At 55.0% G+C, this 24,536-nt stretch carries 24 protein-coding genes and 1 tRNA gene; 11 read left to right on the top strand and 14 right to left on the bottom strand.

Annotated elements, in window-relative coordinates; genetic code table 11:
* Positions 1-51 precede the first annotated feature (51 nt).
* Positions 52-1,890 carry a cysteine--tRNA ligase gene (gene cysS / locus OZX67_RS08210; protein ID WP_277142463.1) on the bottom strand — a complete coding sequence of 613 codons (1,839 nt, stop codon included), beginning with the start codon at positions 1,888-1,890 and terminating at the stop codon, positions 52-54.
* A gap of 101 nt (positions 1,891-1,991) precedes the next feature.
* On the opposite strand from cysS, the gene OZX67_RS08205 reads away from it, so the two are divergent.
* Positions 1,992-2,714: a type 1 glutamine amidotransferase gene (locus OZX67_RS08205; RefSeq protein WP_277142461.1), complete on the top strand. Its 723-nt coding sequence runs from the start codon at positions 1,992-1,994 to the stop codon at positions 2,712-2,714.
* A gap of 360 nt (positions 2,715-3,074) precedes the next feature.
* A complete protein-coding gene (locus tag OZX67_RS08200) occupies positions 3,075-5,348 on the top strand; it encodes an ABC-F family ATP-binding cassette domain-containing protein (RefSeq protein ID WP_277142459.1) in 2,274 nt (757 codons plus the stop codon).
* Between the two features lie 9 nt (positions 5,349-5,357).
* Here the strand turns inward: OZX67_RS08200 and OZX67_RS08195 are convergent, their stop codons facing one another.
* From OZX67_RS08195 to coaD, 10 genes are all read right to left on the bottom strand, one after another.
* The gene (locus OZX67_RS08195; protein WP_277142457.1) at positions 5,358-5,780 is read right to left on the bottom strand and encodes a type II toxin-antitoxin system VapC family toxin; all 423 of its coding nucleotides are present in this window, start codon (positions 5,778-5,780) and stop codon (positions 5,358-5,360) included.
* Between the two features lie 2 nt (positions 5,781-5,782).
* The gene (locus OZX67_RS08190; RefSeq protein ID WP_277142455.1) at positions 5,783-6,049 is read right to left on the bottom strand and encodes a DNA-binding protein; all 267 of its coding nucleotides are present in this window, start codon (positions 6,047-6,049) and stop codon (positions 5,783-5,785) included.
* A 66-nt stretch (positions 6,050-6,115) separates the two neighbouring features.
* On the bottom strand, positions 6,116-6,376 hold the full coding sequence (locus OZX67_RS08185; protein ID WP_277142453.1) for an Arc family DNA-binding protein: 261 nt from the start codon (positions 6,374-6,376) through the stop codon (positions 6,116-6,118).
* A gap of 148 nt (positions 6,377-6,524) precedes the next feature.
* Positions 6,525-7,079 carry an acetolactate synthase small subunit gene (gene ilvN / locus OZX67_RS08180; protein WP_277142451.1) on the bottom strand — a complete coding sequence of 185 codons (555 nt, stop codon included), beginning with the start codon at positions 7,077-7,079 and terminating at the stop codon, positions 6,525-6,527.
* A gap of 21 nt (positions 7,080-7,100) precedes the next feature.
* Positions 7,101-9,041 (bottom strand): acetolactate synthase large subunit, encoded by a 1,941-nt coding sequence (locus tag OZX67_RS08175; RefSeq protein WP_277145046.1) that lies wholly within the window; start codon positions 9,039-9,041, stop codon positions 7,101-7,103.
* A gap of 399 nt (positions 9,042-9,440) precedes the next feature.
* Positions 9,441-10,283: a ribonuclease III gene (gene rnc, locus OZX67_RS08170; RefSeq protein WP_277142449.1), complete on the bottom strand. Its 843-nt coding sequence runs from the start codon at positions 10,281-10,283 to the stop codon at positions 9,441-9,443.
* Positions 10,284-10,539: 256 nt separating this feature from the next.
* A complete protein-coding gene (gene rpmF / locus OZX67_RS08165) occupies positions 10,540-10,734 on the bottom strand; it encodes a 50S ribosomal protein L32 (RefSeq protein WP_277142447.1) in 195 nt (64 codons plus the stop codon).
* 277 nt (positions 10,735-11,011) lie between these two features.
* Complete coding sequence (locus tag OZX67_RS08160; RefSeq protein WP_277142444.1) at positions 11,012-11,632, bottom strand: DUF177 domain-containing protein; 621 nt, start codon at positions 11,630-11,632, stop codon at positions 11,012-11,014.
* Positions 11,633-11,677: 45 nt separating this feature from the next.
* On the bottom strand, positions 11,678-12,574 hold the full coding sequence (locus OZX67_RS08155) for a cell division protein (protein WP_277142442.1): 897 nt from the start codon (positions 12,572-12,574) through the stop codon (positions 11,678-11,680).
* Positions 12,571-13,065 carry a pantetheine-phosphate adenylyltransferase gene (gene coaD, locus OZX67_RS08150; RefSeq protein WP_277142440.1) on the bottom strand — a complete coding sequence of 165 codons (495 nt, stop codon included), beginning with the start codon at positions 13,063-13,065 and terminating at the stop codon, positions 12,571-12,573. Before coaD ends, OZX67_RS08155 begins: the two co-directional genes overlap by 4 nt.
* Positions 13,066-13,293: 228 nt before the next feature.
* Between coaD and OZX67_RS08145 the strand changes: the two genes are divergently transcribed.
* The 3 genes from OZX67_RS08145 (at position 13,294) to OZX67_RS08135 (ending at position 15,144) form a co-directional block, all read left to right on the top strand.
* Positions 13,294-13,995 (top strand): hypothetical protein, encoded by a 702-nt coding sequence (locus OZX67_RS08145; protein WP_277142437.1) that lies wholly within the window; start codon positions 13,294-13,296, stop codon positions 13,993-13,995.
* The gene (locus OZX67_RS08140) at positions 13,992-14,618 is read left to right on the top strand and encodes a hypothetical protein (RefSeq protein ID WP_277142435.1); all 627 of its coding nucleotides are present in this window, start codon (positions 13,992-13,994) and stop codon (positions 14,616-14,618) included. Before OZX67_RS08145 ends, OZX67_RS08140 begins: the two co-directional genes overlap by 4 nt.
* 187 nt (positions 14,619-14,805) lie before the next feature.
* Positions 14,806-15,144 (top strand): DUF3039 domain-containing protein, encoded by a 339-nt coding sequence (locus OZX67_RS08135; RefSeq protein ID WP_277142434.1) that lies wholly within the window; start codon positions 14,806-14,808, stop codon positions 15,142-15,144.
* A 343-nt stretch (positions 15,145-15,487) separates the two neighbouring features.
* Here OZX67_RS08135 and OZX67_RS08130 read toward each other — a convergent pair whose 3' ends face one another.
* Positions 15,488-16,810: a nicotinate phosphoribosyltransferase gene (locus OZX67_RS08130; RefSeq protein WP_277142432.1), complete on the bottom strand. Its 1,323-nt coding sequence runs from the start codon at positions 16,808-16,810 to the stop codon at positions 15,488-15,490.
* A 196-nt stretch (positions 16,811-17,006) separates the two neighbouring features.
* On the opposite strand from OZX67_RS08130, the gene OZX67_RS08125 reads away from it, so the two are divergent.
* The 3 genes from OZX67_RS08125 (at position 17,007) to rdgB (ending at position 19,736) form a co-directional block, all read left to right on the top strand.
* Positions 17,007-17,645, top strand: coding sequence for a Pr6Pr family membrane protein (locus tag OZX67_RS08125; RefSeq protein WP_277142430.1), 639 nt, complete (start codon positions 17,007-17,009; stop codon positions 17,643-17,645).
* A gap of 365 nt (positions 17,646-18,010) precedes the next feature.
* Positions 18,011-18,775: a ribonuclease PH gene (gene rph / locus OZX67_RS08120; protein ID WP_277142428.1), complete on the top strand. Its 765-nt coding sequence runs from the start codon at positions 18,011-18,013 to the stop codon at positions 18,773-18,775.
* A 283-nt stretch (positions 18,776-19,058) separates the two neighbouring features.
* Positions 19,059-19,736, top strand: coding sequence for an RdgB/HAM1 family non-canonical purine NTP pyrophosphatase (rdgB, locus tag OZX67_RS08115; RefSeq protein ID WP_277142426.1), 678 nt, complete (start codon positions 19,059-19,061; stop codon positions 19,734-19,736).
* Positions 19,737-19,893: 157 nt separating this feature from the next.
* Here rdgB and OZX67_RS08110 read toward each other — a convergent pair whose 3' ends face one another.
* A complete protein-coding gene (locus OZX67_RS08110) occupies positions 19,894-20,895 on the bottom strand; it encodes an AEC family transporter (RefSeq protein WP_277142424.1) in 1,002 nt (333 codons plus the stop codon).
* A gap of 300 nt (positions 20,896-21,195) precedes the next feature.
* Here OZX67_RS08110 and OZX67_RS08105 point away from each other — a divergent pair, with 300 nt between their 5' ends.
* The 3 genes from OZX67_RS08105 to OZX67_RS08095 all read left to right on the top strand — a co-directional run bounded on the left by OZX67_RS08105 (position 21,196) and on the right by OZX67_RS08095 (position 22,788).
* Complete coding sequence (locus tag OZX67_RS08105; protein ID WP_277142422.1) at positions 21,196-21,957, top strand: GNAT family N-acetyltransferase; 762 nt, start codon at positions 21,196-21,198, stop codon at positions 21,955-21,957.
* A gap of 53 nt (positions 21,958-22,010) precedes the next feature.
* A tRNA-Leu gene (locus OZX67_RS08100) sits at positions 22,011-22,091 on the top strand.
* A 220-nt stretch (positions 22,092-22,311) separates the two neighbouring features.
* A complete protein-coding gene (locus OZX67_RS08095) occupies positions 22,312-22,788 on the top strand; it encodes a flavodoxin (protein ID WP_277142420.1) in 477 nt (158 codons plus the stop codon).
* Between the two features lie 222 nt (positions 22,789-23,010).
* On the opposite strand, the gene OZX67_RS08090 is transcribed toward OZX67_RS08095, so the two are convergent.
* Positions 23,011-24,078, bottom strand: coding sequence for a 2,3-butanediol dehydrogenase (locus OZX67_RS08090; RefSeq protein WP_277142418.1), 1,068 nt, complete (start codon positions 24,076-24,078; stop codon positions 23,011-23,013).
* Positions 24,079-24,536 lie beyond the last annotated feature (458 nt).

Here is a 24,536-nt window from a genome sequence, read left to right as displayed (position 1 = left end):
CGTAACTTCCGTTGAATGCCGCTTTATATGTTCCGTAACTTCCAGCGAATGCTACTTCAGGCTCCATGTGGAGCCGGTGGGCTTGTCCTCGATGGTGACTCCCATGGAGGCAAGCGCATTGCGGATTTTGTCGGCCTTTTCGAAGTTTTTCGCTTTTCGTGCGGCGTTGCGGGCGGCGAGCTGGTACTGCATCATCTCGTCCAGCAATTTGTGCTCGGCTTCGGTGTTGCCGTTGCCGATGGCGTTTTCGGCTCCGGTGCCGCTTTCGGAACTCCCTGCATTCCAAGGTTCGGCCAGCGGATCCAAGCCCAAGGTATCGAGCATGGCCCGCACTGAAAGCAGGGTTTCGTGCAGGGCTACCCGAGAGGTAAGCGAGTCGATGATTGCAGCGGGAACGTTGGCGTGTGCAAAAGCGAACCTGGCCTTCGCGTCGTTTTGGATGGCCTCTTTGGGCATGTCGGAATATCTGGCACTGGTCTCGTCGAGGATCCTGTGGTACTCGTCTGTCAGCTCTGCCATGTCGGCATCGCTCAAAGAACCGGTATTGGCGTTGGCCTGCCCTGCCTCAAGCTCGGAAATCAACGAGTTGCCATGACGGATGGCTGTGAAAATCGCGGCGGTGGCACCGGAAACATTGATGTCATCGTTCATCGCCTCTATAAAATCGAATGGTAATTGATCGGCTGTAACAGCTTCGACGTCCTCGCGGCTTGGCTGGCCTTCGGCGCCTAACGTCTGGCCTGCCCGGACGATGAAATTACTGATGCGCTCGTAGGCGGATTTCGCTTCGGCAAGCGTCTGGTCGCTCCACTCCAGCATCGAGCGGTATTGCACGCCGCCCAACGCATAACGCACCACCCAAGGTGAGTTATGCGCGAGCACGCTTGGCACGGAAAGCCCATTGCCCAGCGACTTCGACATTTTCTCGCCCTTTGCCGTCACCCAGGCGGAGTGCATCCACACGTTGGCGGATTCGTAGCCGGCTGCACGGGTCTGTGCCATTTCGTTTTCGTGGTGGGGGAAGCGCAGGTCGAGGCCGCCGCCGTGGATGTCGAACATGCCGTCGAGGTAACGGTGGCTCATGGCCGAGCATTCGATATGCCAGCCTGGGCGGCCGGTGCCGAACGGCGTCTTCCAGCGGGCGGTTTCGGGATCGCTTTCCTTGGAAGCCTTCCAAAGCGCGAAATCTCGCGGGTCGTGCTTGTCGGGGGAATAGTCGGCAGGGTCGGCCGGATTGTATTTGTCGTCGCCGGACTGGTCGATGCTGGGGCCCATTTCGTCGGCAACCGCCGCAGCGGAATCGACCTCTGCACTTTGCTTTTGGTGAGTCAACTCGCCGTAATATGGCCAACTTGCCACGTCAAAGAACACATTGCCGGTCGGCTTGCCGTCGGCGTCGGTAATGACGTAGGCGTGACCGCGGTCGACCAAACGCTGGATCAGATCGACCATATCGCCGATATGGCCGGTCGCGCGGGGTTCATAGGTCGGGGGAAGCACGCCGAGCGTGTCGTAGGCGCGTGTGAATTCGCGCTCGTAGTAATACGCTCGTGCCCACCATTGCTGGCCCGCTGCTGCGGCTTTGTCGAGAATCTTGTCATCGATATCCGTGACGTTGCGGATGAAGGTGACGTCGTAACCGAGTTTTTGAAGCCAGCGACGGACGATATCGAAAGCGACGGCCGCGCGGATATGGCCGATATGCGGTGAACTCTGCACCGTGGCCCCGCAGACGTAGATGCCCACCTTGCCGGGCACAATCGGTGTGAACGCAGACACTTCGTGTGTGGCCGTGTTATAAAGTTTCAGCTTTGTGGCAGCATCGGCGAGAGCCTTCGGCTGGTTCGATTCAGAAAGGTTGGAATTCTGCGGTTTCGTGGCGTTTTCCATACATCCAAGAATATTGGCGTTCGCCGACAAAAATGTCTAAGTGCCGTTCGCTTGAAGTCAATCGCTATAAAATTGGGGTGGCGAAATGTCACAATGGAATCATGACGATGCCGAAAGTGCTTATTTTACAACATGTTTCCTGCGAAAAACCGGGACGGATTCTCGACAATCTTGATGATCTCGGCATGGCCAGCCAAACGTTGAGCATTGCCAGTGAGTCTAACCCTGACGTACCGAAAAGCGAGGAGATCGCAGGGCTTGTGGTGATGGGCGGGCCGATGGGGGCGCAGGATTACAAGGAATATCCGGGGCTCAAAACCGAAGCCAAGCTGGTGCGCAAGGCGGTAAAGGCCGGCAAGCCGGTACTCGGCATCTGCCTCGGGCATCAAATCATCGCCACGGCACTCGGGGCCAAGCTGCAAAGCGGCAAATGTTCCGAAATCGGGTTCGCGCCCATCAAGCGCGTCGCCAAGAACGATTGGTTTCCGATGTGGACGCCGCAAATGAACGTGCTCAACTGGCACAACGACGTCGTTTCCGTTCCCGAGGGTGGCCAGCTTCTCGCATCATCGAAATATACCGAAAACCAGGCGTTCTGCTATAAAAGCGCGCTCGGACTGCAATTTCATCTTGAGGTCACCCCGACTCTGCTGGACGAATGGCTCAGCGAGCCTTCCATGGTCAAGGGCATGAAGAAGAGCCAGATTTCCAAGATTCGCGAGGACTTCAAACGCTACGACGTCGAGCTGCAGCCGCTCGCCGAGCAGGTTTTCTCTGCGTTCGCCGTGCGTTGCGCCGCCAGCGCCCGCGCGATGGGCGAATAGCTACTCGGGCGTTGAACGAGTATCAGATGCGCTGATTCACGCTCGCGCACCAGGTGAGTGACTACCCCGTCGGTTCGTGCTTGCGGTGCGGCCTGAATCCGTGAGAAAAGCACTAAATCGTGCCCTAAATGGTGCTTTTGGCCTCAACTTTGGACTGAATCCGTGGGAAAAGCACTAAAACAGGGCCAAAATGGTGCTTTTCGCACTGGTTTCGGGATGAATCAGTGGGAAAAGCATCATTTTGGCGGTCAGTTGGTGCTTTTCTTTCGCAGCGCTTTGAATGGACATGGCGGGCGACTCGATATCTGCTTCGGTTGTGGGCTCAAGGGTGTTGGCAGCAGGCGGTAGCATCGAATCACTATGCCGACTTATGACTTGGGACTTGAACACGTTTCGCTTGATTTCGCAACTAAAACCATTTTCACCGATGTAACGCAGGGCGTCTTCGAGGGCGACCGCATCGGCATCGTCGGCAAGAACGGCGATGGGAAATCAACACTTCTGCACTTACTTGCAGGTACGCAGCAGCCCGATTCCGGGCGTGTGACCACTCGTAATGGACTGACTTTTGGCATGTTGGATCAACGCGATCCGCTTGATGACAACGCCACAGTGCGGCAGGCCGCGCTTGAGGGGCGCGAGGATTACCAGTGGGCGTCCGACACGCGTTCACGCGAAATCGTTGAGGCACTGCTGGGAGGTTTAAGTCTCGACGCCAAGGTCGGTTCGCTTTCCGGCGGGCAACGTCGACGCGCCGATTTGACACGGCTGCTTTTGAAGGATTGGGACATTCTGGCGCTTGACGAGCCCACGAACCATTTGGATATCGTCACCATTCACTGGCTTGCGGAACATCTGAAGAACCGTTGGGCCAACGGGCAGGGCGCGCTGCTGCTGGTCACCCACGACCGCTGGTTCCTCGACGAGGTCTGCGAATCGATGTGGGAGGTACATGACGGGGTGATTGACCCGTTCGAAGGCGGCTACAGCGCCTACATGCTCCAACGCGTCGAACGTGATCGTCAGGCCGATATCCGTGAGGAACGTCGTCGCAACTTGGCCCGCAAAGAGTTGGCGTGGCTGACTCGCGGCGCTCGCGCCCGTGCCACCAAGCAGAAGTTCCATGTCAAGCAAGCCAACGAACTCATTGCTGACGTGCCGCCGATGCGTAATACGTTACAGCTCAAACAGATGGCGACTTCGAGACTTGGCAAGCAGGTCGTCGACTTAAACGATGTGACCCAGATTTTCGAACATCTTCAAGGCGAATCATCAGGTGATGAATCTGATGTTTCGGTTGACGATTCCAGTAATGCCAGTAATGATTCCGCTTCGCGTGTTGATGTGGTTCCGGCTTTGTACGAGGAGCCAAGAGTCATGGGTTCCGTCGAATTGGCTGTTGACGACTTGGATGATGACCGGTTGGTTGACGCGAAGGCTGAAAATTCCGAAGCCAGAGAAAAGCAGACTACGGCGGAAACCGATACAGTCGTGCAGCTCTCTGATGAAACGAATGATGCCGATATTTCTGATGTTTCTGTTGGCGAGAAAGACAACGCAGCCAATACCGATGAATCCGATGGCGAGGATAAACCCGCTGTCACATCATCGGCTCAGCGGGTGACGGTCAGCGGGCGCAAGATTCTTGATGACGTTACATGGCTTATTGGTCCTGGCGATCGATTCGGCATTGTCGGCGCAAACGGTGCCGGCAAGTCGACCTTGCTGAAGATTATCGACGGCACCTTGACGCCGACGGTCGGGCACGTCAAAATCGGCAAGACCGTCAAGTTCGCGGTGCTTTCGCAACGGCTGGACGAGCTGGAGAAGCTTGGCAAATACAAGATCAAGGAAGTGCTGAGCCGCTACAAGCCGACTTACGAAGTCGACGGCAAAGAGGTTTCGACCAGTCAGCTGATGGAACGGCTCGGCTTCTCGGCCGCTCAGCTGATGACACCGATCGCCGACCTTTCCGGCGGTCAGAAGCGCCGCATGCAGCTGTTGCTGATTCTGCTGGATGAGCCCAATGTCTTGATTCTCGATGAGCCGGGCAACGACCTCGATACCGATATGTTGGCCGTAATGGAGGATTTGCTCGATTCCTGGCCGGGCACGCTGATTGTGGTTTCCCATGACCGCTACCTGCTTGAACGTGTGACCGATGAACAGTTCGCGCTGATTGGCGGCAAGGTCCGTCACCTTCCCGGCGGCGTGGATGACTATCTTGAAATGGTTCGTAAAATCGAGAACGGCGAAACGCTTGATGAGGTTATCGGCGGCAACCGTGGTGGTAAGTCGTCAGGCAGGGGCTCTTCCTCAAGCAGCACGTCTGCATCCCAATCGTCAAATGCAAACGCAAGCGATAACGGCAACAGTGACGATGCCGATTCGCAATCCGGCGAACCGAAGCTGACCGGCAAGGCCTTCCACGACGCCACTCGTCGTCTCTCAGCCATTGAACGCAAACTAGCCAAACTCGAAACCGAAAAGTCCAAGATCGAGCAAAAAATGGCCGCTCACGACCCGGCCGATTACGTAGGCCTGGGCAAGCTCAACGAACAGCTCTCCGCCAACTCCGCCGAGTCCGAGTCTCTGGAGTCCGAGTGGATGGATCTCTCCGAACAGGTTGAATAGATCAATCTGTTATCCTTCGTACTCCCAAGGGTTGATGATCTCTATTCCTGAATCCTCGAAGTCTTTGGTATTTCTGGTAGCAATGGAACAATGGTTAGCCGCTGCAATCCCGGCGATTTGAGTGTCAAATATGCCCACATTGTGTCCGGCTTGTTTGCGTCTTGAAGCTATTGCTGCATATCTATTCGCAGCTGTGGCGTTAAGAGAGAGTATTCGGCCGTTATATTTCATCAACGTTCGAGTAATCAAGTCCGACAAATCACGTTTTTTGTGTCCATCAGGCATAAGACGAAGTCCATATAGCAATTCTCCGACGGTTATTGAACAAAGTCGAAGAGAACTCTGCTTCTGATCCTTGAACCATTGTGCAACGTGACTATCGGGATCTTCCTTAAACATTTCGCTAACCACATTGGTGTCTAAGATAATCATGATTACTCGAATGTCATAGGCTCGGCGGTCTGGTCGCGGGAAGGTAAATGGAAATCGTTAATTCCCTTAATGCCTTCTTGCTCCATGTAATTTCGCAGGTCATCGTAGAAGTTGGTCTCTTCGACTTCTTTGCGTACTAACAGGCCTGCTGTGAAATCTTCTACAATAGAACGCACTTCAGCTTCTGTTGATCGGTTGTTTTCTTTAGCGATGGTCTTCAACTTGTCGACTGTTTCGTCATCGACTTTTCTGATAGTGAGAGTGGCCATGGGTTTCTCCTTTATTTATTTTTTGTATTAAAAGACATGTAACGTGAAGTGATATCGATTGGATCATCAATCGAAGTTGACTGGGCGCATATTGTCCTTTTCGCGTGGCGGGACTAATTCCTCATTGGCTTCAAGTCCCCTGTCTCCTAGCAAAGCATGGCATTTCGCGAATAATTCTGCTGAAGTTAAAGAGTGATCATTCTTCGCGACGGCATCTTCAATGATTAGCCTTACTTGTGTTTCAACAGATCGGTGATTAGCTTGAGCCACAGATTTCAGTTTTTCCAACTGGTCAGTTGGGATGTCGTGAATTACTAGCGTCTTCATTATGCCTCCTTGTTCCTGTTGATTAATAATATGATAGCAAAATGCTAGCATACTGTCAAAAGAGCACAAAAGGAGAATTCACAAAATAAAAGGACGGGTACGGCCTTACGGCTATATCCGTCCTAGTTGATTAGCGATAGTTATTCCGTCACCTGCCGGTGATCTCGCTGCCGACCACCTTTTCACTCAAGGCATGCGGGCCGCGGGTCACCGCGACGGCGCCGGAACGGACCAGTTCGATGACGCCGAAGTCGTCCAGCAGGCCGAGCAGCGCGTCGATCTTGCCCTCGTCGCCGGTGGCCTCGATGGTCAGGGACTCGGGGTGCACGTCGACCACGCGGACGCGGAAGAGGCGCACGATTTCCAAGACGTCGGAACGGTTCGTCTCGTTGGCGGCGACCTTGATGAGCACCAGCTCGCGCTGAACGGCGTCGGTGTTGTCGAGGTCGACGATCTTCAGGACGTGGAGCAGTTTGTTGAGCTGCTTGATGATTTGCTCCAACGGCACCTGCTCGACGTCGGCGGTCACGGTGACGCGCGAGATGTCGGGGCGTTCGGTGGGGGAGACGGAAAGCGAGTTGATGTTGAAGGCACGGCGGGCGAAAAGGCCTGCTATACGCGCCAATACGCCGGGGCGGTTCTCGACCAGAACGGACAGGGTGTGACGCTCGCTATGCGGAGTGGATGCGGGATAAATTGCCATGATATTCCTTTCGCCTTGTCCTTAGTTTTCCGCGGTTGCGGTGTTGTCGGCTTTGGCTTCACTGCCGTTATCATCTTGAGGCTGATCATCATCGGCGATATGATCTGTCGAATCATGATGCAACAGCGGCTGCACGCCCGGCATGTAGGTCACGGTGTCGTTGGATTGCCCGGCGGCGACCATGGGCCAGACCATCGCGTCCTTGTAAACGCGGAAGTCGATCAATACCGGCCGGTCGTTGATTTCGTTGGCTCGCTTGATGGCGGCCTTCGCCTCGTCCTGCGTTGTCGCGCGAATACCCACGCAGCCATACGCGTCGGCCAGTTTGACGAAATCGGGGACGTTGATGATGTCCTCGGTGTTCTCGCCGTCCTGGATGCTGGTCTGCGAATAATGCTTGTCGTAGAAGAGCGTCTGCCACTGACGGACCATGCCGTAAACGGAATTATTGAGAATCGCGATTTTCACCGGTGCGTTGTCGACGAACGCGGCCGCCAGTTCTTCAGAGGTCATCTGGAAACTGCCGTCGCCATCGATCAACCAAACCGGCTTCTTGCCGCCGAAATCGCGGGCGGAACCCACGCGTGCCCCGATGGCAGCAGGCAGCCCGAAGCCCATCGTTCCAAGGCCTCCCGAAGAAATCCAGGAATGCGGATTCTCGAAATCGATAAGCTGCGAGGCCCACATCTGATGCTGGCCCACGCCGGAAACCCAAATGGTGGAAGGCGAAGCCTGACGAGAGAGTTCCTCCACGACCCACTGAGGCGAGAGGGTGCCGTCCGGCGTCGTTTCGTCGTACTTCATCGGATATTTTTCGCGCCACGAGTTGATGAGATTCCACCAAGGCTTAAGACTCGGCTTGCCATGGATGGCCTGTCCGCGCTTGATTTCGGCGTTCAGTGCGTTGAGCACTTCGGCCACATCACCGACGATCGGCACGTCGGGCTGGCGGCGCTTGCCGATTTCGGCCGGGTCGATATCGATATGGACAACACGGGCCGCAGGGGCGAAAGCCTCCATCTTGCCGGTCACTCGATCGTCGAAACGTGCGCCGATGGCCACCAGCAGATCGCATTTCTGTGCCGCCGCCGTGGCTGCCAAAGTCCCGTGCATACCCAGCATTCCCAAGACCTTCGGGTCGGAATCCGGCACGATGCCGCGGGCTGGGAGCGTGGTGACGATGGGGGAATCGGTCAGGTCGGCCAATTCCTTGACCTGCGCTCCGGCGTTGGAACGCACAGCACCGCCACCGACGTATAGCACCGGACGATAGGACTGCTCGAAGAGCTTCACGGCTTCGCGAAGCACGTGGCCATGCGGTTTGGTGGTCGGATTGTAGCCGGGAAGCAGCAGTTTCTGCGGCCATGAGTAATACATATCGCCGACCTGTGCGGTTTTGGTGATGTCAACCACGACAGGGCCGGGGCGACCGGTACGTGCGATATAGTGCGCTTCGGCGAGCACGCGCGGAATATCCTGCGCGTCGGTGACGAGGTAGGAATGTTTGACCACTGGGTATGTAATACCGACGGTATCGGCTTCCTGGAAGGCGTCGGTACCGATCGAGTCCACGCCGACCTGACCGGAAATGACGACAAGCGGCACCGAATCCATATTCGCGTCGGCGATCGGCGTGACCATATTCGTCGCCCCCGGTCCGGAGGTGACGATGCACACGCCCACGCGCCCTGTGGCCACGGCATATCCCTCGGCCGCGTGCCCTGCGCCCTGCTCATGGCGCATCAGCACGAAACGGAACTTGGTGTCATCGTGAATCTGGTGATAAACCGGCAGAATCGCGCCGCCCGGAATGCCGAAAACGTCCTGCACGCCCAGATCTTCCAGCGTGCGGATCAGCGCCTGCGCGCCGGTCATCTTCTCTCCATCAACGAGAGTCTGTTTGCTTGTTTTCGGTGCTTTCGGCACCGCGCTGAATGCCTGTAAAGGCGTTGGTGACACCATCATTCCTCTTGTCTCTTCGGGTTGATAAGGATTGTCGGTGACCTGCGTCGTATGGTGTACGCCCGCATGGTGATGACGTTCGGCTTACGTCGGACCGTTTGTGGCAGGCCACGCCGCTATGTCGATGTGGTAGATATCATAGCGCCCCGTCAGCAGAGGTATTGCCTGTTGCCCAAATACTGGCGGCACCTCGGGAAAATATATGCGCTGGGCCGGTACCTGATGAATCGGATGCCGGCCCAGCGGCTTCGTAGAATGGCAATAAGTAGAAATGCCGTAAGCTGCAACTCAGCCGATAAAGCTTTATTGCGCCCTTTGTGTCTGGCTGGCTGGCAGTGTCATGACTTGCATAATCGGTATGCAGGCTATGACTGTTGATTTCAGCCTTATTAATGCCGTTTAATGCTGCGATTTGCTATTGCCGTGATGGTGCTTTTTGGCAGGGTGTTTGCTTGGGTTGGTGTCCAGTTCCGTCCACGCGGCCTTTGCCGCGGCAAGCTGGGCCTTGCGTTTGCTGGTGCCGGTGCCGACACCGAGTATTTCGTCATCCTCGCCGACGACGGCGCGGGCGGTGAAGACTTGCGCGTATTCCGGGCCGGAAACGGCCATACGGTAACGCGGATCCTCGAGACCCATACCGTGCGCCTTGACGGTCAACGAGGTCTTCCAATCCAGCGCCGGCCCCTCGGTGGCGACTTTTTTGAGCTCGTCGTCGACCAGATGATGCACGACTTTGCGGGCCTCGTCAATGCCGTGTTCCACGAATGTCGCGCCGATCAGCGATTCGACGATGTCGCAGAGAATCGAGCTTTTCTGGGCACCGCCGGATTCCGCCTCGCCGTGGCCGAGCAAGATATACGGCCCTACTTTGAGTTTTTCGCGAGCAATCTGTGAGAGTGCCTTTTCCGAGACGGCCATCGCCCGCATCTTCGCCAGCTGGCCTTCGTTCATGTCGGGATGGACGCGATACAGCGTTTCCGTGGAAACGAACTCAAGCACCGCATCGCCCAGGAATTCCAGACGCTCATAGTTCGGCGCACCTTCGTGTTCGTGCGAGAACGAGCGGTGGGTGAGCGCCTGCACCAGCAGGTCCGGCGAAAGCGTGGTGCCAAGCCGGTCGAGCAGTTCCTGCTGCGGGGAGCTGGATTTGGCGGTATCGGATTGCGGCGTTGTTGCGGTTGTTTGTGAACCTGAACCAGAGACTGCGGGTTCGGTATTTTCGTTGTGTTGTGAATCGGTCATGATAGTCCTCTACCAATCCTTACGACCCCGATGAATATATTGCGGGCATCAAGCCGTTTGATAGCAAATAGCAGGATATCGAATCTCGTTAAGCTCAATCAAAGCGAATTGGTTACTGTAATACATCTACGTGGTGGCGTTTGATGGGTAATGATGGTTTGAATTATTTTTAGATTATCGAGTGCAAACCGAAACGTAAGCAGAGATGCAAAAGCCCCGCCACCCGTCGATGGCAGGGCTTTTATTTGCTAGCGTTTCACTTGCTCAGCGACTTGCTGATAGCCTCGCGATAGACGCGGCCGCGGAACGAACCGCAGCTCGGGCAAGCCATGTGCGGCAGGGTCGGCGCACCACAATTGGGGCAGGCGACGGTCTTGGCCGCGCTGGCCTTCCAGTTGGAGCGGCGCGAATGCGTGTTGGCTCGCGAAGTCTTGTACTTTGGCAGTGCCATGGTATTCCTCTATTTCGTTCGAACAATTTGAGCTTAAGCAAATAAGATACTACAGCAGGCGGGGTACAAGCTTTTAGCCGCTTACTTGATATTTGATATTGCAAATCAGACGTTGAATGGTCGATGTCAGTCGCAAATCCAATGAACTATTGCATTTGCGACGGGAAAGGTGGCCATTACGTCGCGTTTGCAATGAACTGTTGCATTTGCGACGGTAATGGCACGGGTTGCGTCACGTTTGCAATGAATGATTGCGTTTGCGACGGGGAACGTCGGATTATTTGTTTCCCTCTTCCTTTTCCAGCTCGGCCTTGAGGCCGGCCAGAGCGGCGAAACGGTTGTCGACCACGTCGTGATGGTGGTCGGGATGTTCGTTGAGATTCACACCGCACTGCGAGCACAGGCCCTTGCAATCAGGCTTGCACAGCGGTTGCAGCGGCAGGTTCTCGACCAATGTGTCGCGCAGAAGCGCCTCGAGATCGGCGAAATTGCAATCGGCGCTCAGCGGGTAGGTGTCTTCCGACTCGTCCTCGCCGGCGATGATGTCGATGTCCTCGTCGTGCTTACCGCTTCCGTTATCCGCGTTGACGGAAGCTTTCGCGGAATCGTAAGGGAAGAATGCCGTGACATTCATGCCCCAGTCACGTTTGATCGGGGTGAGGCAACGCACGCATTCCGCGTGGACCGGAGCGTCGAAGCGCCCGGTGAAAATCAGCCCGTCAACAATCGAGTCGAAGGAGCCGGTCACTTTGACGGGCGCGCCCTCCTTGACACCGATGACATTGTCGCCGATACCGCTGGGCGCAGGAAAATCGGCGTCAACGGCTTTGCTCTGGCCGGGGCGCGAGATAATCTGCCCCACGCTGACGGCCCATTGCGAATCTTCAGGTCTGCTCATATATCTGTTTCGTTCTTTCGGATCTTGAAATCTTGTCTATTTATGTTATTCGTTTTTCTTAGCCGGTGTCTGCTTTTGGGCGAGCGCGTCGGCCTGGGTCGCTTCGAGCTCCTGTGCCGCCTCGTGCTGGCGCTTGTCGATGACGTCGATGCCGTTGCGGATGTCGCGGTCGTAAGTGGTGACCTGGTCTTTCAAGGCCTTCATCACATCAGCGCAATAGGCGTTGGCACCTTGCACGAGCTTGGTCGACTTGGTCTGGGCGTTGTCCATGATCACGCGGGCCTTCTGCTGGGCGATGTCGACGATGCGCTCCTGACCGGCGAGAATCTGCGCCTGTTCCTCGGCGTTCTGCTTGATTTGCGCGGCCTGGCTTTGAGCTTTGGCCACGATGGCTTGGGCCTGACTTTGGGCGTTCTGCAAGCGGCGTTCGGCTTCACGCATCAGGGAAGAGGCGCGTTCAAGCTGCACGGGGAGCATGGCTTTGAGCTGGCCAAGCTGGTCGAGGAACTCGTCGCGGTCGAGGCGCACCATGCCGGGAGTGAAAATGCTCGACTTGGTTTCCTCCACGGTTGCGCTCATCTGGTCGATGATGTCATAAACCGTGGTGAATTCGTCGCGGCTTTTGCTCTCGGCGTTGTTCCTGTCATCTTCGTCGCTGGAATCCGAGTCGTTGTTCTCGTCATCGTCTGATGGTTCGTCGTGCTGTTCCCGCAAGTCCGGAAGATCTCCTGGCGAGGCGAAAAGCGGTTTGGTGGCTTTCGGGGATGACGTTTCGTTGGTCTCGTCATTTTCCGTTTCGCTGGTTTCGTCGCCGTCAATGGAGGTTTCGGAGCGTATGCTCTCGTCCTCTTCATCGCGGTTCGGCGAAAGGTCGTCCACCGGAATGACCTTCGAAATGGTATCGTCTTCCTCGTCGTTGAGGTTTTTGTCTTCCGCCATCATTGACTCTTTTCTTTTTGAAGTTGCTCGGCGAGCATGCCGACCACGCAATCGGGCACCATACCGGTGACGTCGCCGCCGTGACGCGCCACATCCTTGACGATGGTGCTGGAAATGTGTTCAAGAATGGGATTTGCGGGCAGGAACATGGTCTCGACGCCGGAAAGCTTGCGATTGACCAGCGCCATTCCAAGCTCGGCCTCGTAATCGCCGTTTTGCCGCAGTCCCTTGACGATGACCGATGCGCCGACCTTGGTGCAATAATCGGTGATCAGGCCGTCGGTTGAAGCGACTACTACATTGGGATATCCGTCTTTGACCAGCGCTCGTTTGATGACGTCCACGCGGGTACTTTCCGAAAACATGGGAGTTTTCGCACTGTTCACAGCCACCACGACGTGAACCGTCTCGAAAATGCGCGCGCTGCGTTCGATAACATCCAAATGCCCTGCTGTGACTGGATCATACGAGCCGGGGCACACTGCAATAGTCATATTGTCAAGAATAACGCCTGACGCTGATTTCCGCCGATGCGAATATGAAGCACGCACTATGTGATAGTCAGAAATACGCTACGATAAAACAAGAATGTAAGCCAAAATTATTATAAATTATTATAAAATAATGGTTTTGTTATCAGAGACCTGCGATTATGGTTGATAAACGGTCTATAAAACGGTTTTGGTAGTTTGGTACAGGAAACACGGCAAGAAGGTCGGCGAATGCGAAGAAGCGGCAAACGGTTGGTGGAACGTGGCGCAGCGTTTGCGATGGCGCTGGTCTTCATGCTGGCGGCGTTGGCCGGTTGCGGGGTGCAAAAGCAGCCGAGTGCTCCCACGCACAACGGCAGTTATCACATCGGAGTAAACAAGATTGGTGGTGGAACGGGCAGCGATGTCATGTTTCCGCCCGAACTTGTTTCCAGGATTTCCAAGGACGGCAAACCCGTCAGCAACGAGGAGATAGAAGCCGAGATTCGCGCCGCAGGCGATAGCATCAGCTCGATGTGCTATTTCGATGATCAGGGTTATCTGGTGGTACGTGTCAATGATGACCAGAGCGACAACGCCATCAACTGGATCGAGCGCAGCATCGATGTCGAAGCCCAGAAGTTTTTGGAGAAAAGCCCTTATTATCACTATCGGATTTGGCACAAGGCCGAAGCGGACGATGCCGACGGAAAGCCGCCGGTCATGCGTGTGTGGGCGGACAAAGATTTGCCGCGTTCCATGATACCCACCGTTTTCGGCATGATTCCTGCGCTTGAGGGGTTTGAATACTACATGAAGGATGAAAACAATAAACAATATGATATGAAAATCCTTCTTTTCGACGATATGGCCAACAAGCAGGTGGATGAGCACCAGTTTATGCGTGATAAGCTGTGGGACTTTCCGTATAAGAAATTTGGTGGGCAATCATGAAAAGCTCAAGAAAAAACAGGCAGGGAACCTCCAGACGGATCGGAAAGCTAGGACTTTGGCTGCGTAAAATCGTCGTTTCAATCGTTGTTGCTGTGTTCGCGCTGGTTGCCTTGCCGGCCTGTTCCGTACTCAAACCCGCTAAAAGCGCGCCCAAGACGGATCCTGACAAAATGGAAACAATCGTCATGCCAAGCCAGGACGACGACAAGAAAAAAGCCGCGAAAGAGTTCAAGGACAGCAAGGACTTCACCGATGTCACGGTCAACAAGAAGGGTGAGCTGGTCTTTAAGGTCACCGAGCGGCAACGGAAAAGGGAGATTATCGACCGTGAGCATGAAATCAACTATTTCGCCGCCGGATTCCTTAGTCAAAAACCTGAATATCATTACACCGTCAGCAAGGATCTTTCGCAATTTTCTATTTGGCTTGATAAGGATGCGGCGCCTTGGTTCTGGGGTTCGTACCCGTTCGATTCCCAGATTCTGCATTATTTCCAACGCAAGCCCGGCTCGTTTGATATGCATGTGACCATGTATAATTGTCATACAGGTAACAAGATTGACGACTATGATGGTCTCAATCCTACGGGTCATTCGTGGACTCAGGATCAGCTTGGCAATTGACTCCGGCGATTGCTCCGAGCTTGACTTCCGATGATAGTTGTGGCGATTGCTCTGGTGATTTCGTAATGCCGAGAGATGAATGGCGGGTAAATCGTTACCTGCGGTAAACGCCCGACGTTATGATGTATGCGGTATTTCGATGTTTGATGTGTGGTTGGATGGCCGGATAACCGGTTAAGGAGACAGTATGGCTGACTTTTTCGAAGGGGCGAATATAGCCGCTCGGCGGTCGAGCGATTGGCGCGATGAGGCTGGATTCGAGAACCCTAACCAAAACCCGGATTCAGGAGCGGGGACGGCGGTGCTTGAGCGCCCCGAAACCAAAGAGGAAACCCAGCGCAGTGACGACGGCGACGCGGACCGTTTTGCCCATTACGTTTCTCGTGACCGTATGCGCGAGTCCCAGCTTACCGGGCGGCCCGTGGTGGCGCTGTGCGGCAAGATCTGGGTGCCAAAGCACGACCCGTCGCAGTATCCGGTCTGCCCGGATTGCAAGCGCATCTACGAGGAGATGACCGGCAAGTAAAGTCGCGGGTTGTTTGCGGCGGCGTGTGTTTCGACCGTTTTATAAAGGCTGTATATACCAAGGAATAAATGGTATATACAGCCTTTTGCTTTGGATTCGGTGACCGTCGATTCCCGTGATATTTCGCGGTTGTGCTGAATTCCGGGAGCTCATATTGCATATTGAATTTGCTTGATAGAACTGCGGCATTTTCGCCTTGGTTTTGACTTGATCCCGGCGAATATTGACGAGAATATGCAGATGATATGCAAAGGCCAATCCACGATTTCGTCTGATAACTAGTGTCAGATTGAATCGCAGATTGGCTTTCGACTATCTATATTCGATTCGTTATGTTTTATTTCTACAACACGTCGATTTGGGTGGGGATTGAAGGATCGCCCTTCATCAGCGACTGTGCGGTGATCGGCAGCTCGGCCAGGGCCTTTGCACGATATTCGTGCGCGGCGGTGATGGCGTCGTGACCCTGATAGCGCGTGTTGGCCTTGCCATGGTCCATATAGTTGACCATCAGATCCTTCCAGCCGTCTTCGGGCTGGAACCGGGCCAGCTTCTCTTCCGAGCCGGAGATGACGTGCTCGCCGTTGGCCAGGCCGTATTCGTAGGAACGGAACGCCAGCTTGCGGCCGGGGACGGTGGCCTTGTCTTCCGACTTCTTGGCGACCGGCACCATCTCGCCGTCCTCGCCTTCGCGCTCGGTGAGTTTGTAGACCATGGCGCAGGTCGGTGCGCCGGAGCCGGTGACCAGCATCGTGCCCACGCCGTAGGAGTCGACGGGCGCGGACTGCAGCGCAGCCAACGCGTATTCGTCGAGGTCGTTGGTGACGGTGATCTTCGTGTTCTTGGCGCCGAGGGCGTCGAGCTGGTTGCGCACGCGCTGGGCGAGGGCTGCGAGGTCGCCGGAATCGATGCGCACGCAGCCGAGGTCGGGGCCCGCCACTTCAACGGCCGTCTTGATGGCCTCTTCGATGTCGTAGGTATCGACCAGAAGCGTGGTGTTCGCACTCATGGCGTTGACTTGCGAGGCGAAGGCATCGCGCTCGGAATCGTGGACGAGGGTGAAGCAGTGTGCCGATGTGCCGATGGCCTTCAAGCCGTAAAGCTGGGCGGCAAGCAGGTTCGAGGTGCCTTGGAACCCGCCGACCACTGCCGCGCGGGCGGCGGCGACTGCGGCCCATTCGTTGGCCCGACGACCGCCCATATCCATGCAGGGGCGGTCTTTGGCGGCGCTGACCATGCGCGAGGCGGCGGAGGCCACGGCGGAGTCATAGTTCAGGATCGAAAGCAGCAGCGTCTCGAGCAGCGTGCATTCGCCGAACGTGCCTTCGACCTCAAGGATCGGGGAGTCCGGGAAGAACATCTCGCCTTCGCGATAGCCCTTGATGGAACCGGTGAACTTGAAGTTTTCGAGCCATTTGATGGTTTCAGGGCTCACGATTTTGCGGTCAGAAAGGAATTTCAGGTCATCATCGTTCAGATGGAAACGCTCGAGTGCGTCAAGAATGCGTCCGGTGCCGGCAAGGACGCCATAGCGCCGCTCGAGCGGCAGGCGACGCGTGAACACCTCAAAAACGCATTTGCGGTTCGCGGTGCCGTCCTTGAGCGCCGCGTCCAGCATCGTGTATTCGTACATATCGGTCATCAAAGCCGGTGAATAATCCAGCATCACATGCCTCCCTGAGGTGTGTATCGCCCGCGGCTTTAGCGTTGTCGACGTTGCCGACCTGGCCGTGGGATTTGCGTTGCCGGTTTGCCCGGCCGCGTTGCTTTCGTTTCGATTCTAACCCGAAACGGCGATTAATAGTAATAATGACTATAAGTAGACATTTTATTTTTCGCAAGGTGTCCATAAACTTGGTTGCATGAAATATTTTGTCGGAATCTATCGCCTCATCGTTGCGTTTCTATGTCTGGCATTTACGAGCGTGGCCTGGACCACGCCGAATTACTGGGTTTTCTTCACCTACCAAACCAACTTCACACTGGGTCTGGTGATGCTGTGGGCCGGCATCGCCTGCCTTATCGACGGCAAACAGCCGCCGGCCTGGCTCAAGGGCGTGCTTACCCTTTACATCGTGGTCACCGGTGTGGTGGCCGCCACGTTGATGCCGGCTGACGACCCGGCCACGGTCAAGTATGTGTTCGGCATCGTCACCAATGTGATCCTGCACAGGGTTGTGCCGATTATGGCGGTCATCGATTTCATCTTCTTCGACGCCCATCGCCGCTTCAAGTGGCATTATGTGCTCACCTGGCTCATCTATTTCCCGATCTATCTTGCGTTCGTGCTCATTCGCGCCCAGCTTTGGCCGCATTCCGGACCCGAGACCGGCGGCGACCCGTATCCTTACGGCTTCATCGATGTCAGCCAGATCGGCTGGAGCCATATGTGGGTCACCGCTTTCCTCTGTCTCGGCGGTTTCGCCATTATAGGACTGATTATCTTCCTCATTGACCGCATTCTTCCGAAGAAACCGCTGATCGGCGCTGTTCGCGACTGAATGGTTGCGGGCGTGGCTTATGGGGTCGTGCGCGTGGCTGACCGGGGTTGCGTGTCTCCGACGTCTCTGTGCGGTTTATACGGGAGACACGTAATCATGAATTTTAAATGCGTCGTTTCCAGCACTTCACACACATTTATGCTGGAAAAGACCTAAATAGAAATTTTAAATGCGTTGTTTCCAGCACAAAAGTGTGGGGACTGCGGGGAATGTCGCATTTGGTGCGTTGGCTTTGTATTGCATTTGGATGTAAGGGTGCCGACGCCGCTGGAAGGTGCGGTCGGATTGCTTCTTCGCGGATGCCACTGTCGTGCAAATGGTCAGGTTTCGCGGTCAACGTGACCGGTTGATGGTAGGTTGGCGGTATGGCTGAAATCAAAGATTTACTGAATAGCGATACTGTGGTGCGCCCTGACGGACGTGCCGTCGACGAGCTGCGGCCCGTCAAAATCACCCGTCATTTCACCGATGCGCCGGAAGGCTCCGTGTTGATCGAATGCGGCAACACCCGCGTGATGTGCACCGCGACGTTTGCGCCCGGCGTCCCGCGCTGGCGCAAGGATTCCGGGCTGGGCTGGGTCACCGCCGAGTATGCGATGCTGCCGCGTGCCACCTCCGAACGCACTCCGCGTGAATCAGTCAAGGGCAAGGTCGGCGGACGCACACAGGAGATTAGCCGTTTGGTCGGCCGCTGCTTGCGCGGTGTCATCGATATGAAGGCGCTGGGCGAGAACCAGGTGCAGCTGGACTGCGACGTGCTGCAGGCCGACGGCGGCACCCGTACCGCTTCCGTGACCGGTGCTTACGTCGCGCTGGTCGATGCGCTGCACTGGGCCGAGAAGCACAAGCACATCCGTTCCGCGCAGAAAGCCATCAAAGATCAGATTTCCGCGGTTTCCGTGGGCATCATCAACGGAACTCCGATGCTTGACCTGCCGTATATCGAGGACAGCCAGGCCATGACCGACATGAACGTCGCCATGACCGGCTCCGGCAAGTTCATCGAAATCCAGGGCACGGCCGAGCATCGTCCCTTTACCCGCGACGAGCTCAACGTGCTGCTCGAACTGGCCGAAAAGGGCAACAAAGAGCTCCAGCGCGCGCAAAACGAGGCTCTCGCCAAGGACTGAGACGGAGTCATGTTGAGTTTGCGAAGCAAATTAGGTTCATAGTGTCGCAAATGCAATGTCATATTGTGGGTGCGACGCAAAGTGAACGGTTATCGTCGCATCTGCAATACAAGCTCGCGGATGTGACGCGAAAGACCCTCCTAGCGTCTCGTTTACAATGTATCTATTGCGAATGTGACGCAACAAGGATGATTAGCGTCACATTCGCAAGGTAATAGTTGCATTGATAACGTAATTGGAATGATTCGTGTCAGAAATGCAACCGATACGAGAAGGAAACGCCATGAAAATCGTCGTCGCCACGCATAACGAGGGCAAGTTGCCCGAGATTCGCAATATCATCGAGGCTGAGCTGGGCAAGGCCGCACAGCACGTCGAGTTGGTTTCGGCTGGTTCGATGAACCTGCCGGACCCTATTGAAACCGGCGTGACGTTTGAGGAGAACGCGTTGATCAAGGCGCGGGACGTGGCCAAACGAACCGGTTTGCCGGCGCTCGCCGACGACAGTGGGCTGATTGTCGATGTGCTCGGTGCGGCTCCTGGCATCCTTTCGGCGCGTTGGGCTGGCGCCCATGGCCATGACAAGGCCAACAATGCCCTGCTGCTCGCGCAACTTGAGGATATTCCCGACGGCAAACGCGGTGCGCGATTCAATTGCGCGGCCGCTTTGGTGGTGCCGAAGCATTGTGGTGAGGAACGGCCGAACGGCACGACGCCGAAGGCCGAGGAAACCGTCAAAATTGGCGAAATGCGAGGCGTGGTGATTCGTGAGCCCCGTGGCGAGAACGGATTTGGCTACGATTCCATCTTCGTACCGAACGATCAGCCCGGTCGCCTGAACGATAACGGCGAAAAGCTGACCAGTGCCGAAATGAGTGCCGAGGAAAAGAATGCCATTTCGCACCGTCACAAGGCTTTCGTCGCCCTCGCTCCAGCCATCAAGGCGCTCATCGGCTGTTGAAAGGAAATTCAGTGAGAAAAGCACCAAAATTGCTTCAAAAAGGAGCTTTTCTCACTGGTTTAGGGGCTTGCTGAGGCGAAAAGCACTTTTTTGTGCTCTTTTTGGTGCTTTTCTCACTGGTTTTAGGCGGCGCAGAACGGCGGGTCGGCGCCTCGATTTACATGTGAATGATGAAGTGGGCGACGGTCATGAGAATCGTGCCGAGCACGGCGGTGAGGCAAAGAATGAAGCCGGCAAGTTTGGCATTGCCGAGCACCTTGTCGGTGAACATCGTCGAGAAAACAGCCGTCGGCGCAAGGCAGCACATCACGACGGTCTCGCGAATAAGCGAGTTGAAGGGCAGGGTATACCACGCCAGCAAGGCGAAGATAATACTGCATGGCAAGCGCCAGGCCATGATTTCACCGACGAACTTCAGGTCGCGCTTGGAACCGGGCAGGTCGGTCAGCATGCCGACCATCGCCATCGAGCAGAACGCGTTCGCGTCGGAGAAAGGCTGCGAGACTTGCGCGATCCAAGTGGGGAAGTGGAAGTTGAAGACCATCAATGCCACCATCAGAATATAGGTATCAAATGCCGGTGAGGTGACGAAACCCTTGACGATGTTACCGATCAGTGCGCGGCGCTGCAGCCGGCGCGCATCGCGGTCGGTGGCCTTGATGCGTGGCAAGGTCGGAGCGTTACCGGCATGCTGCTCGGCCAGTGTCTTGCCGGGGGCGATATGAAGCAGGCTCTGCGTTATCACGTTTGTGCCGGCGGCGACCATGATATTGTTGCCGATATCAAACATTGCTGCGGGTACCAGCGCTGCGGGGCCCAGAAACGCCTGGACCATCGGGAAACAGAAGCAGCCCACATTGAACCCACTACCGGTGAGCATCAGAAATGCGCGGTCAGCGACGGGTCGATGGCGTGTGGCCGCAAAAATCAGCAATGGCGGAATCAGCGCCGCGAAAAACGAGAAGCAAGAGAGCAGTAGAAGGTTGATTTGGTGCGGGTTGGTGGCGAAGGAATAGATAATGGCACCGGGCAAAATGATATCGAACTCGAGCACCTGCACCACGCGGTAGTCTTTCGGCCCCAAAATACCGGTCCGCTTGAAAAGATAGCCCAGCAGAATAATGAGCAGCAGCGTCGCCGGTTGAATGAGTGCTGACATGGATTCGGTTCTCTTTTCGCGTGTGTGACGATATGGCCAATTGGCCCCTCTACTGTGATATATCATAGACTTCGGCGTTGCCTACACGAAGCGAGATTCCCATAAATTGTCTTTCAAACCAATATTTGAAATTTTTGGCGTAGAGTCCTTGCGTTTATTGCGTTCAGGTATGTGGATCCAAAAGAATGCGATAAATGCATCATATTTGTTAGATTCGTTGGAATTGCGCGATTTTGTGAGGCGTGAAAAGTCCATGGAAACCGTAGGATATGGAGAAGGCCTAAACAGGGGGATTGTCTGATGACAAATTCGTCACATTCTGATTCGCGAATTTCAGGATCTATCAGAAAGTGCGGTCTTGACGATGCCAAGTTATTGCACCGGCTGAGCGTTGAAACGTATGTTGATACCTTTGACGGGACGAGTTCGGACGAGGACATGCAAAAGTATCTCGAAGAGACCTACGCTGAGCCGATTCTGCGCGAAGAACTGGCGAATCCAGACTCGATGTTTTTCGTCATTTCCATGCCGTCAGGCGCGCAAACCGAGGCGCAAAGGCAGGGCCATCGAAGTGGCAATGCTGGCGCTGACTCTGCCGATTCTGCTTGCTTTGTCAATCCCGGTGATTTTGCTGATACTGCTGGTGCTGATACTGGCAATCTCAGCAATTCTACCGATTCTGTCAATCCTACTGATTCCGCTAATTCTGCCAGTCCTACATCTCCCGTCAATGCCCTTGATTCTACGGAAACCTCCGCAGGCTATATGAAACTGAATTTCGGCGATGCACAGGTCGAGGACATGGGCCTGGACGCGATGGAAGTCCAGCGGCTTTACATTCGCAAGGCATTCAAAGGTTGCGGGCTTGGCACCCAGCTGATGAATCTGGCGCTGAAAACGGCTCGCGAACGGGGGCTTAAGAAGGTGTGGCTTGGTGTGTGGGAGCATAACGAACCGGCGAAACGTTTCTACACCGGCAAGGGCTTCGTGCGGGTCGGCCAGCATGCGTTCTGGCAGGGCGACGACAAGCAGACCGACTACCTGATGGCACGCGAGGTGTGAGAATGGTTTAAGGCAGCATTGTGCGGGACATCTGATAGATTGAATGTCGTTACGCGCGCATGGCGGAATTGGTAGACGCGCAGGATTTAGGTTCCTGTGACTTTGTCGTGAGGGTTCGAGTCCCTTTGCGCGCACTTTTGCAGTCATAGAATTAATGCAAATCGTCCAAAATGTTGCGTTTGATATAGTGCGTACCTCAAATGGACTTAATTTACTGATTATAAAAATTCCTCATATTATGACGCGACGTAAAATATGTGATTTTGATTACGTCTTTTGCCTAATGCGGTTTAGACTGTTCTTGGTGTCATTGATTGTTCAGATTGTCAATGATTATCGGAGAAAGGGAACTTCATGGCTGACAAAGTATTGGTAACGTATTTTTCCGCTACCGGGAATACGCGCGCCGTGGCGCAAAAGCTGGCAAAGGCCGCCAAAGCCGACATTAGGGAAATCCGAGCGTCCATGCCTTATATCGCTTCTGACCTCGATTACGAGGACGAGAAAAGCCGGGTGAATGTGGAGCATAACGTCGATGCCCGTCCGCAGATGGCCAAAGCCATCAATGTGGGGGATTACGACGTGGTGTTTGTCGGCTACCCGCTCTGGTTCGGTGTTGCGCCGCAAATTGTGCGCACATTCCTGGAAAGCCAGGATTTCACGGGCAAGACCATCGTCACGTTCGCGACTTCCGGATCGAGTTTGGAAGGTGCGAATGGCGAGCATCTGCATGGTTGCGCGCCTAAGGCAACGTGGAAGACGGGGCGTCGCTTCACGTCGGACGTCAGCGAGGAGACGTTGGCCCAGTGGGTCGAAGGGCTTGGCTTATAACGGTTTTATAGTGAGTATATGATCGCGATAAACCGAAAATGTCATGAAAATGGATTGTCGGTTTACGGCCAGTAAGGGCGACAATGATTCTTTCGCCCGGATTGGCGAACTCGACTTGTAACTTTATAGCCAAACACAGAAAAGGGCCGCTACCAGAAAGATAACGGCCCATTTTGTTGGCAATGCGATCTCGGCTATAAGGCCGAGACGTTTTTATCTCCTTTAGAGCTGGACGAGAATCTTGACGTGATGTTCGCCGTCATCACGCAGCTGTTTCAGGCCCTTGTCGACCAAGTCCTCGGCATTAATCTTGTCGGTGATGAACGGCGCGAGGTCGATGTGCTTGTCTTGGACGAGCTTGATCGAACCCGGATGATCGTTGCAGTAGGCGAGAGAAGTCATGACGTTCTTCTCGGTGCGGGTTAGTTCTTTGGCCACATCGAGTTCAAGCGGACGCACGTGAATGGCGACGATGACCACGTTGGCGCTTTCGCGGACGGCTGCGATGAGCTGATGGACGACCACACCCGCGCCTGAAGCGTCAAAAGCGACGTCGGCCCCGGCGCCATCGGTTTCGGCCTTGACACGCTCGGCAAGGTCTTCCTTGCTTGGGTCGACCACCACGTCGGCCACCCCGGTGTCTTTCGCGGTTTGCTTGCGCACTGCGGAGAGTTCAGACATGATGACTTTCAGTCCCTTGGCCTTGAGCACCGCGCCGAGCATGAGTCCGACTGGGCCTGCGCCACCGACGACCGCTGTCTGACCGGCCTTTGCCCCGCTGCGGCGCACCGCATGATAGGCCACGGTGAAGGGTTCCAGCAACGCCGCCTGATCCAGTGGAATGTCACCGACGCCATGCACGAAGCGGGCTTCGACCACGACGTGCTCGCTCATCCCGCCCCCGCGGCCATTGATGCCAATGCCGCCGACCTTGTCACAAGTGTTGTAGTGACCGGCTTTGCAGGAGGGGCACTCGCCGCAGGCCATCATCGATTCGATGCAGACATGGTCGCCGACTTTGAGATCGGTGTCGACGTCGTCGGCGATTTCCTCGACAGTTCCGGAGAATTCATGGCCGAGGACAACCGGGATGCTTTCTCCCGAAATCGGGTGCGGATGGCCGGGAATGTTGCCGCCTACGGATTCCGGCCCGTTATAGTACATATGCAAATCCGAACCGCAGATACCGGTATATGCCGGGCGCACCTTGATCGTGCCTGGCTTGAGTTGTGGCTCCGGGATGTCGTCGATTTGGATATGTTCCTTACCGTAATAACGAACAGCCTTCATGTTTGCCTCCTTGCAATGACTTCGATGGTTCTCCCATTATAGGTATGGAATATCTATGAATATCGAAAAATATTAATTAAAAATGATTGATTCCTCACACAAATCGAAAAAATCCATCGATAAAATGGTTGATTTTCGCTACTCTGACTGGATGTGATTTTTGGTACCGAGATTACCTTTGCGAGTTATCGATATTTGCTTGATCGGTGTGGCCTGGTCGAAATACCGAGATAGTTTTCTTTATGTTTTGGGCATAGCGGTTTGCGCTGATTGTTTTCTTTACATTTTGGATATAGGGATTTGCACGAATCGTTTTCTTGGTGGTTGCCGTTTAATCGCTTTTCACCCCGTTGCAATTTTAGATTTTGGGCTATCGGCTGCATTCGTCATAAGTTTGATGGCGAATACGTCGAATGGCAGTCGATAGTTGTTTTGTCGCGCTAAAACGCAAAAGTCCC

It is taken from the genome of Bifidobacterium sp. ESL0728, assembly GCF_029392015.1.
Lineage (GTDB): Bacteria > Actinomycetota > Actinomycetes > Actinomycetales > Bifidobacteriaceae > Bifidobacterium.
Note: the sequence above shows the minus strand (reverse complement) of the source record. Positions and strands in the feature narration are given on the sequence as shown.